Annotated in this window: 2 protein-coding genes; one reads left to right on the top strand and one right to left on the bottom strand. The window is 47.6% G+C overall.

The features are described from left to right. On the bottom strand, positions 1-517 hold a 517-nt coding region (locus tag CWM53_RS10970; protein WP_100750791.1), incomplete at its 3' end, for an NADPH-dependent F420 reductase. Between the two features lie 101 nt (positions 518-618). Here CWM53_RS10970 and CWM53_RS10965 point away from each other — a divergent pair. Continuing rightward, positions 619-846, top strand: a 228-nt coding sequence (locus tag CWM53_RS10965; protein WP_133124348.1) for a winged helix-turn-helix transcriptional regulator, incomplete at its 3' end; no start/stop codon positions are given.

Genomic DNA, 846 nt, shown 5'->3' with positions numbered 1-846 from the left:
CAAAGCCGGTATCATTAACCAGAGTCATCGTGACCTGTACTGCGTCTGGATGATCTCCTGCTACTGCAACTGCCAGGCGACCGCGGCTCCCTTCAGGTAGTCCCAGTCCTGCCAGAGAGTCGGCGAGTATATTGTTGAAGGCTTTGATAACTGGATGCCCAATCTGCTCCTGAACCCATTCACTTTCCGTCTGACCTTCATCCAGCGCAGCAATCTGCGGATCACGCAGACCTGGATAGTAGTTGCTCGTGTCAATGACAGGGACATGTGGAGGTAAACCCGAGAAAAGCCCATCAGGCAGACTACTCACCGCCGGGAATGGAATTGACAGAATAACGGCATCTATGTCAGTAACTACACCATGAATGTCCGCCGGCACTGCGTTAATTTCACTGGCAAATTTCCTTACAGCGTCTAAACCGCGTGAATTTGCCACTTTTACCTCATGCCCAGCTTCGCTTAACTTACGTGCAAGCGTACCGCCAATATTGCCTGTACCAATTACGCCGATTTTCATATTTAACTCCTGAAGTTGTAAGCAATAGGGTGTACACTAATCCCATACTGTGATAACGACAAGAACCTACAAAATAGTGGGTTGCTTACCTGGAGGTAAGTATGGAAAGAGATTGGCGTTGTGATGAACCTGAACAACGACTCGTATGGGCGCAGGTTACCAGCGAAGCACTGAAGATTATTGAAGGTAAATGGAAGACAATAATTTTATGCCAGCTTTTCGCCGCTAAAGTCCCACTGCGCTTTTCTGAGCTTGAACGTAGGATCGAGGGTGTAAATCAAAAGATGCTCATACAGCAGCTTAAGCAACTGGAAAAGGATGGGATTGTA

Source organism: Klebsiella sp. A-Nf5 (assembly GCF_002810545.1).
Taxonomy (GTDB): Bacteria; Pseudomonadota; Gammaproteobacteria; order Enterobacterales; family Enterobacteriaceae; genus Klebsiella; species Klebsiella variicola.
The sequence above is the reverse complement of the archived record's forward strand: the minus strand, read 5'-3'. Positions and strand labels throughout refer to the sequence as shown.